The 8,078-nt window shown below is 47.0% G+C and carries 8 protein-coding genes; 6 read left to right on the forward strand and 2 right to left on the reverse strand.

Translation table 11 applies throughout. From position 1 onward, the window contains the following. Positions 1–747 (reverse strand): tRNA 2-thiouridine(34) synthase MnmA (mnmA, locus tag L693_RS0117375; RefSeq protein WP_025718622.1); only part of this gene is annotated, 747 nt, incomplete at its 3' end. Between the two features lie 304 nt (positions 748–1,051). Here mnmA and cymR point away from each other — a divergent pair. The 4 genes from cymR to L693_RS0117395 all read left to right on the forward strand — a co-directional run bounded on the left by cymR (position 1,052) and on the right by L693_RS0117395 (position 3,513). Next, on the forward strand, positions 1,052–1,471 hold the full coding sequence (gene cymR, locus L693_RS0117380; protein WP_025718624.1) for a cysteine metabolism transcriptional regulator CymR: 420 nt from the start codon (positions 1,052–1,054) through the stop codon (positions 1,469–1,471). A gap of 11 nt (positions 1,472–1,482) precedes the next feature. Further along, positions 1,483–2,634, forward strand: coding sequence for a cysteine desulfurase family protein (locus L693_RS0117385; protein ID WP_025718626.1), 1,152 nt, complete (start codon positions 1,483–1,485; stop codon positions 2,632–2,634). Positions 2,635–2,768: 134 nt separating this feature from the next. Beyond that, positions 2,769–3,290 carry a PRC-barrel domain-containing protein gene (locus L693_RS0117390; RefSeq protein ID WP_025718628.1) on the forward strand — a complete coding sequence of 174 codons (522 nt, stop codon included), beginning with the start codon at positions 2,769–2,771 and terminating at the stop codon, positions 3,288–3,290. 10 nt (positions 3,291–3,300) lie between these two features. After that, complete coding sequence (locus L693_RS0117395; RefSeq protein ID WP_025718630.1) at positions 3,301–3,513, forward strand: hypothetical protein; 213 nt, start codon at positions 3,301–3,303, stop codon at positions 3,511–3,513. Between the two features lie 178 nt (positions 3,514–3,691). On the opposite strand, the gene L693_RS0117400 is transcribed toward L693_RS0117395, so the two are convergent. Next, the gene (locus L693_RS0117400) at positions 3,692–5,665 is read right to left on the reverse strand and encodes a methyl-accepting chemotaxis protein (RefSeq protein WP_025718632.1); all 1,974 of its coding nucleotides are present in this window, start codon (positions 5,663–5,665) and stop codon (positions 3,692–3,694) included. Between the two features lie 225 nt (positions 5,666–5,890). Here L693_RS0117400 and L693_RS0117405 point away from each other — a divergent pair, with 225 nt between their 5' ends. Both L693_RS0117405 and L693_RS0117410 read left to right on the forward strand, forming a co-directional pair. Beyond that, positions 5,891–6,958, forward strand: a complete 1,068-nt coding sequence (locus tag L693_RS0117405; RefSeq protein WP_025718633.1) for an AI-2E family transporter — start codon at positions 5,891–5,893, stop codon at positions 6,956–6,958. A gap of 351 nt (positions 6,959–7,309) precedes the next feature. After that, positions 7,310–8,078, forward strand: a 769-nt coding sequence (locus L693_RS0117410) for an alanine--tRNA ligase-related protein (RefSeq protein WP_025718635.1), incomplete at its 3' end; no start/stop codon positions are given.

Consider the following 8,078-nt stretch of genomic DNA (forward strand, 5'->3'; position numbering starts at 1 on the left):
GCCCAAGCCTTGCCGTTGACCCAGTGTATAGTACATCAGACCATCGTGGCGGCCTTTGACTTCACCTGTAGCGATATCCACCATATCTCCACCTTTTGCAGGCAGATACCCACTCAGAAACTCCTTGAAATTGCGCTCGCCGATAAAGCATACGCCCGTGCTGTCTTTTTTCTTGGCCGTATATAGTCCTGCGGCTTCGGCAATTTTGCGAACTTCCGGCTTTGGCAAATGGCCGATCGGGAACATGGCCCGGGACAGCTGCTTTTGGCTTAATGCATTCAGGAAATAAGTTTGATCCTTGTTGCTGTCCACACCGCGCAGCAAAGTAAAGCGGCCGTCTTCTTCCACAACCCGTGCATAATGCCCAGTAGCAACATAATCTGCTCCCAAATCCAGCGCTTTATTGAGAAACTCGCCGAATTTAATTTCACGGTTGCACATGACATCCGGGTTGGGTGTGCGTCCAGCTTTATATTCATCAAGAAAATAGGAGAATACTTTATCAAAGTATTCTTTTTCAAAATTGACGGTATAGTAAGGAATGTCGATCTGCTCACAGACGCGGCGCACATCCTCTGCATCTTCTTCAGCCGTACAACGGCCAAATTCATCCGTGTCATCCCAATTTTTCATGAAGATGCCGATTACGTCATAGCCCTGCTCCTTTAGCAGCAGCGCGGTAACGGATGAGTCGACGCCACCGGACATCCCGACGACGACACGGGTTTCATGATTGGCTTTAGCCATGGTCATCACCCAATTCTTTCATTATTGTTGTAGAACCCACCTATTGTAACATAAACGATAATAAGTTACGATGTTTGGACGATTAAACGATAAGGCGAATGATGGGAGAAAGCTACATAAAACGAGCTAAAGCCGTTCCAAATCGCTTGAAAATAACTTTTTTTAAGATTGTAACTGTAATGTTTCCCTTTACCTGTCCTAATATGTTAACATAAGCTGAGGGTTAGGATCGGAATAGAGAGGTTTACAACACCAGTTATTCCGCGTGTTTAACGGAATTGTTACTATAAGTGAGGTGGCACAATTGAAAATATCAACGAAAGGCCGCTATGGCCTGACCATTATGATGGAGCTTGCTGCCAAGTTTGGAGAAGGTCCAACTTCTTTGAAAAGTATTGCCGAAAAAAATCAGCTCTCCGAGCATTATCTGGAGCAGCTTATTGCACCTTTGCGTAATGCAGGTTTGGTAAAAAGTATCCGTGGTGCTTACGGCGGTTATATTCTTGCCAGTGAACCGGCAGGAGTAACAGCGGGAGACATCATTCGTGTATTGGAGGGGCCGATTTCTCCAGTCGACTTCACGGAAGAAGACGATCCGGCCAAACGCCAGCTCTGGCTGCGAATTCGTGACAGCATTGCAGAAGTGCTGGATTCCACAACGCTGAAGGACTTGATCACATACCAGGAACATGATGAGTTGGACAATTATATGTTTTATATTTGAGGTGGATTAACATGAACAGAATTTATCTGGATCATGCCGCATCGACTCCTATGCATCCTGAGGTTGCGCAGACTATGATGGACATCATGACCGGCCAATTCGGCAACGCTTCAAGCGTTCATGCCTTTGGCCGGGATGCCAAGCGCACTGTCAGTGCTGCACGGGATGCCGTTGCGGCCTCTTTGGGCTGCAAGCCTGAAGAAATTATATTTACAAGCGGAGGAACAGAAAGTGATAATCTGGCCCTGTTCGGGACAGCTACGGCAGATGGCCGTACTTCCGGCCACATCATTACAACCGCGATTGAGCATCATGCCGTGCTTCATGCCTGCGATGAGCTTGAAAAAGCAGGTTATGAGGTAACCTACGTTCCGGTCAATGGCTTTGGGCGTGTGAATCCTGCGGATGTAGAGGCTGCCATACGGCCGGATACGTTTTTGATCAGCATGATGTATGCCAACAATGAGATAGGCGTCATCCAGCCGATCCATGAGATAGGACAGATTGCGAGAGAACGTGGCATTGTATTCCACGTAGATGCGGTTCAAGCTTTCGGTCATGTTCACATAGACTGCCAGACTCTTCCGATTGATATGCTTAGCATATCTGGCCATAAGATTAACGGACCGCAAGGGATGGGTGTTTTGTATACCCGTCAGGGTACACGCATCCAGCCGCTAATGCATGGAGGACTCCAGGAGAAGAAACGCCGTGCCGGTACCGAAAACATCGCAGGAATTGCTGGTCTGGCAAAAGCCGCAACGCTGGCCAGTGCGTCCATAGAGGAACGATTGGCGTACGATATAACGCTTCGTCAGACCTTGCTGAAAGCATTGGGAGACACTTTGGGAAGCGATGCTTTTGTGATCAATGGTGATCCGGAGCATTCTATACCGAATGTCCTGAATATTAGCTTCCCGGCCATTGGTACAGAAACCATGCTAATGAACCTCGATATGGAGGGAATTGCAGCGGCCAGCGGCTCAGCCTGCACTTCCGGGTCTCTGGAGCTGTCGCATGTACTGCAGGCGATGAATCTTCCTGAAGATGTTTTAAACTCAGCGATTCGTTTTAGCTTCGGTTTGGGTAATACTACGGAAGAAATGGAATACACGGCCAAGAAAATTGAAACCATATGGAAGCGGCTGCGTACTAGGTACTAGGGTTTTCTCCGCATTTAGTAAGAAGGGAGGGCGGTTATCCAATTCATTGCATGAACGGAAGCAAGGTCTGACAGGCATGTACGAAAAGGACCGCACCTTCGTTCGGATTTGCAGAATGAGGAGGTACCCTATATATGAGGCTTCAAGATATGATCGGACTCGCCGTTTTCGATGTGGAGGACGGAAAGCAGATTGGTAAAATACATGACTTTATGGTGACAGCGGATTGGAGAATTACGGGGATCGAGTTGGAGGGCAAAGCTCTTTTCTCTTCTCAGGTGAAAGTGGTTGCTTGGGAAGACATTGTTGCTTATGGTGAAGATGCGATCATGGTTCGCAATCAGCAGGTTGTCCATAAAAAAGAAGCCAGTGATATACAACATACGTACTTGCTCGGACCCGGTAAACTGAAGGATTTATCCGTGCTGACAGAGGAAGGGCTTATGCTCGGACACGTTTCGGATGTTTATTTTGATCAGGAAATGGGCAATAACATAATAGGCTTGGAAATCAGCGATGGTTTTGTATCGGATATTATAGAAGGGCGGAAATGGCTGCCCTGCACCGAAGATATGTCCATCGGGGAAAATGCTGTTATGGTGCCCCCGTTAAGCGAGCAGCGTCTGGAAAAAGCCATATATTCTGTGAATGGATAGGGTGAGTTTATTGAGATGTCCGAATTGTAATTCGAAAGATATCGGCAAAATCGGCTCCCATCAATTTTATTGCTGGGGATGCTTTATCGAACTTCAGGTGAATGGTGAAAAAATGTCCGTCTACCAAGTAGAAGAGGATGGAACGCTTAGTTCGTTGGATGACCTGTTCTTCGGAGATGAAATGGTACAACAGGACTTGCCGCAGATCCACGCTTCCTCTTAGGCTTTACACATGGAGCGGACAGGCTGTCTACTATGGAGTGTTCTCTAGCCCATTGCTTGAAATATGACTCAATGGATAGACATGGCTTGATAAGAATAAAGAAGAGGGTGATCCCTGGGGCTGTATGAGCCTTGGGATCACCCTCTTTTGTTTGCACGGTTCTGTGAGAAAACGATTGCTATAATTTAAAGCGTTTGACTTCTCCCAGTAGAAGGTCTGCGTGCGAATCGAGTTTGGCGGAAAGGTCTGCAATATTGTTCATAGCTTGGCCTTGTTCCTGCACGGAGGAAGCCACCTCCTCGGTAGAAGCTGCACTCTGTTCAGAGACGGCGACCACGCTGGAGATCACATCGGAAATATGTCCGGCATTCACACGGAGTTGATCCGTCGCGGCGGTAACGTCCTCAATTTGGATAAGCATATGCTGAGAAGCTCCACGGATGGATTCAAACGCCTGTCTCGTTGCGGTGGAAGCCTGCTCCTGTTCTACAGTTACAGAAAGAGCCTTCTTCATTTCCTCCGTGCTTCGTAGTCCTGCAATTTTGATTTCTTCCAGCTTACTCATGATACTGTCACTGGAACTGCCCGCTTGTTCAGCCAGCTTCCGTACTTCCCCTGCGACGACGGCAAAACCTCGTCCGTGTTCCCCGGCTCTTGCTGCTTCGATGGATGCATTGAGGGCCAGCAGGTTTGTTTGTGCAGCGATATCGTGGATGGCACCGGCCAGTCGCTCAATATCCTGAGTTTTCAACGTGAGCGAATCTACGGCTTCTCCTGCCGCAGTCGTCGTTTGTCTGGACTCAGCTGCCAGCTTCGCTTGACGCTCTGCTGTTTCATACCCTGCCAGCACGGCAGCATCTGTCTCGAACACGGCGGATTGGGTTCGTTTGACACTTTCGCCAATCAGGTTGATGGAATCAGTCATGTGAGTCAGCTTCTCAGACCCGGAATACACAGCCTCAGCCTGATCGCTCGCTCCTTGAGCAAGCTCCTGAACGGCACTGGAGATTTGTGACGCGATGGTTCCAGTATCTTTGGCGTGCTGGTGCATATCATGTGAAGCTGAACTGACATCGGCGGCCGTATCTGCTACCTTACGCAACAGGTTGGAGAGATTATCCGACATGATGTTAAAATCCGTGCCCAGGCTGGCAATTTCATCCTTACCCTTAATTTCCACTCGTGTTGTCATATCTCCTTCAGCTACCCGTTTGACATTCACTTGAAGCTTCCGAATCGGCTTGATAAAGCTGTTTGCAGCCCAGACTGCCAAAAGCATAGCAACGACGAAAATAATAGCAACAGTAATCAACAGTTGATTACGAGTGGCGTAGTATTCCTGAAAAGCAATATCTTTAGAAATAGACAATCCTACAACCCAGCCTGTGCTGGGCATTTTTTTAAAGTAAAGCTGACGGTCACTGCCATTATAGCTGTAGTCTGTTTCTCCTGAAGGTGCGCTCAGCAGGGTCGCAGTTGATGAGCCCAACTCGGGCGTATCCTTGAGGTTTTTACCGGCCAGCTTGCTGTCTGGGTGGGCGACCACGACTCCATTCTGGTCAATCAGAAATGCGTAGCCTAATCCGTTCAGGTTTATGTCTTTAATGATTTTTGTCATATCGTTTAATAAAATGTCCTCACTGACTACCCCGGTAATGGAACCGTTGGAATCTTTGAGAGGTTTGGCAATCGAAATCGTAAAATCCGTGCTAGCCGCGTCAATATACGGTGAGGAATAATACATTTCCCCCTTGGCTTTGGCATCCTTGTACCACGGACGGGCGCGAGGATCGTAACCTGCTTCAAACCAGCCGGAGCCATCCCAGTAGGTTCCATTCTCAAATCCGGCATAAATGTTAGAGATACTTTGATCCTTATACTTTTGAAAGGCTGCCTTTAAAGAAGTTATTTTGGCATCTGACGGAATATTGCCTGATTCCAAACCTGTAGCCAGTGTCTCGATAATTTTGGCATTCCCACGTGTCCATCCATCAAGCTGATTGACGGTTTCGGTGGCTTTACTGCTCATAAGCTCCTGTATGTCACGGTTGGCCTGATTTTTAATGCTTGTCAAGCTAATGACCGACAAAGGCCCTGCAGCAACGATAACAATGCAGGTGAAGAGGAGAATAAGCTTCATTTTTAAGTTCATACTACGACCCCCGATGATTCAGAAATGTGAAAGCTTAAATGGTTCTTTGTACTTAATATCGTCAGATGGAACGACTTTGTTAATCATTTTCAATTGTTTTCATTCTTTCTTCATAGTCATTACTGAAATTTCTTCCAATGTTAAAGCCTCCAAAATCAGGGGAAGGATTAAAGTAGAGGTACGAGCATATACTTAAAGGAGGCTAGTCCGGTAAGGGGGCACGATATGGAACAACTAACCAAAAGCAGACTGTTCCGGTACGGAATATGGACGCTGCTGGGACTTGTCATTCTATATTTTATCTGGTTGCTACGACCACTATTTTTGCATCTGTATGAATTTCTGAAAACGATCATTGCTCCGTTTGCAGTAGCGATGATCATTTCCTATGTACTTAACCCTATTGTCAATATGCTGGGCGGTCGCAAGGTGCCTCGAAGTGTAGCGGTGCTGCTTATTTATGCTGTATTTTTAGCCAGCCTTGTTGTCATTTTGATGAATCTGATCCCCATGTTTATTGAACAACTGGATGAGCTGAATGAGCATTTGCCTGAGCTGACTATGCATGCACAGGGATTAATGTCGAATATGGATAGCGGGATTTTGCCTCAAGGGGTGCGAACCGGTATGAATCAGTGGTTTTTCCAACTGGAAAACCGGATGGCTACGGGTATTTCTACGTTTATGGATAACATCGGCGGCATGATCAATATGCTGTTCAATGTGTTCATTGTGCCATTTCTGATTTTCTATATTTTAAAGGACTTTGAAATGTTCGAGCGGACGATAGTATCTTATCTCCCGCGTTCTCGCCGTAAGGCGATTGTAACGGTGCTTAAGGAAATTGATCAGGCGCTTGGCAACTACGTTAGAGGACAACTGCTGGTATGCGTTATTATCGGCGTAATGGCTTACATCGGATATATGCTGATTGGCATGCCTTATGCACTGTTGCTGGCAGGTGTAGTTGCGGTTTTCAATATTGTTCCGTATTTGGGGCCTTTTTTGGGGGCTGCTCCGGCGGTCGTTATGGCTTCTACGGTTTCCTTCAAAATGGTGTTGCTGGTCGCCGTTGTGAACACCTGTATTCAAGTGCTGGAAAGTAATGTGATTTCACCCCAGGTGGTCGGACGAACTCTGCATCTGCATCCGATAGCCATCATATTCGCCCTGCTGGTGGGTGGAGAAATAGCGGGAATTACTGGCCTGATTTTGGCAGTTCCGGTGATGGCCGTATTAAAGGTAGTGCTTCAGCATTTTTTTGCTTATTATGTGAAGCGTAAACCGATCTGATTTTGTGTATTCTCCTTTTGCATCCTGTCTGAAATCGCGTTGACACGGCTAAATGACACGGATATACTGAATTGAGTATGTTTAAATGTGTTTATCCAGTAGGGAAAGCTCATTTCGGAGTGCGGGCTGAACCCGCCGGGATGCTCCCGTTACCAGTGAAAACAAGGCGATCGCTCGTCCGTTAAACAGATGCCTGAGTGCAGCTTGCACATGTGGTATTTCGTACAGAGGGGACGGCGATAACCAGGGTGGTACCGCGATACAATCGTCCCTGATCCGTTCAGGGGCGTTTTTCTGTTTTTATGGCCTGTGCCAAGAACAAAGTGACACCATAACTAGGAGGCTACTTATATGAAAGCTAGTGAAATCCGCTCCAAATGGCTGGAGTTTTTTGAAAGCAAGGGACATGTGATTGAACCAAGCGCACCGCTTGTTCCTCATAAAGATCCTTCCCTGCTGTGGATTAATGCGGGCATGGCGCCGCTTAAGCCTTATTTTGACGGACGTGTGAAGCCTGAAAATCCACGTATCGCCAATTCGCAAAAATGTATTCGTACGAACGACATTGAAAATGTCGGCAAAACACGTCGCCACCACACTTTTTTCGAAATGCTCGGCAATTTTTCCATTGGTGACTATTTTAAGGAAGAAGCCATTACGTGGGCATGGGAGTTTCTGACTGATCCGAAATGGATTGGCTTTGATCCAGAGCGTTTGGCTGTCACCGTGTATCCTGAAGATGAAGAAGCGTACAAGCTGTGGAACGAAAAAGTCGGCCTTCCTGCTGAACGTATTATCAAATTGGAAGATAACTTCTGGGACATCGGCGAAGGCCCTTGTGGACCATGTACGGAAATCTTTTATGATCGTGGCGAAGCCTACGGCAGCGATATGACGGACCCTGAAATGTATCCGGGTGGAGAAAATGAGCGTTATCTGGAAGTATGGAACCTCGTATTCTCACAATTCAACCATAACAAAGATGGCAGCTATACGCCGCTTCCAAACAAAAATATTGATACAGGGGCCGGCCTGGAGCGTTTTGCATCCATTTTGCAAAATGTAGATTCCAACTTTGATACAGATATTTTCCAGCCGCTGATCCAGAAAACGGCTGCCA

Origin of the sequence: Paenibacillus sp. 1-18 (genome assembly GCF_000520755.1) — a bacterium.
Lineage (GTDB): Bacteria > Bacillota > Bacilli > Paenibacillales > Paenibacillaceae > Paenibacillus > Paenibacillus brasilensis.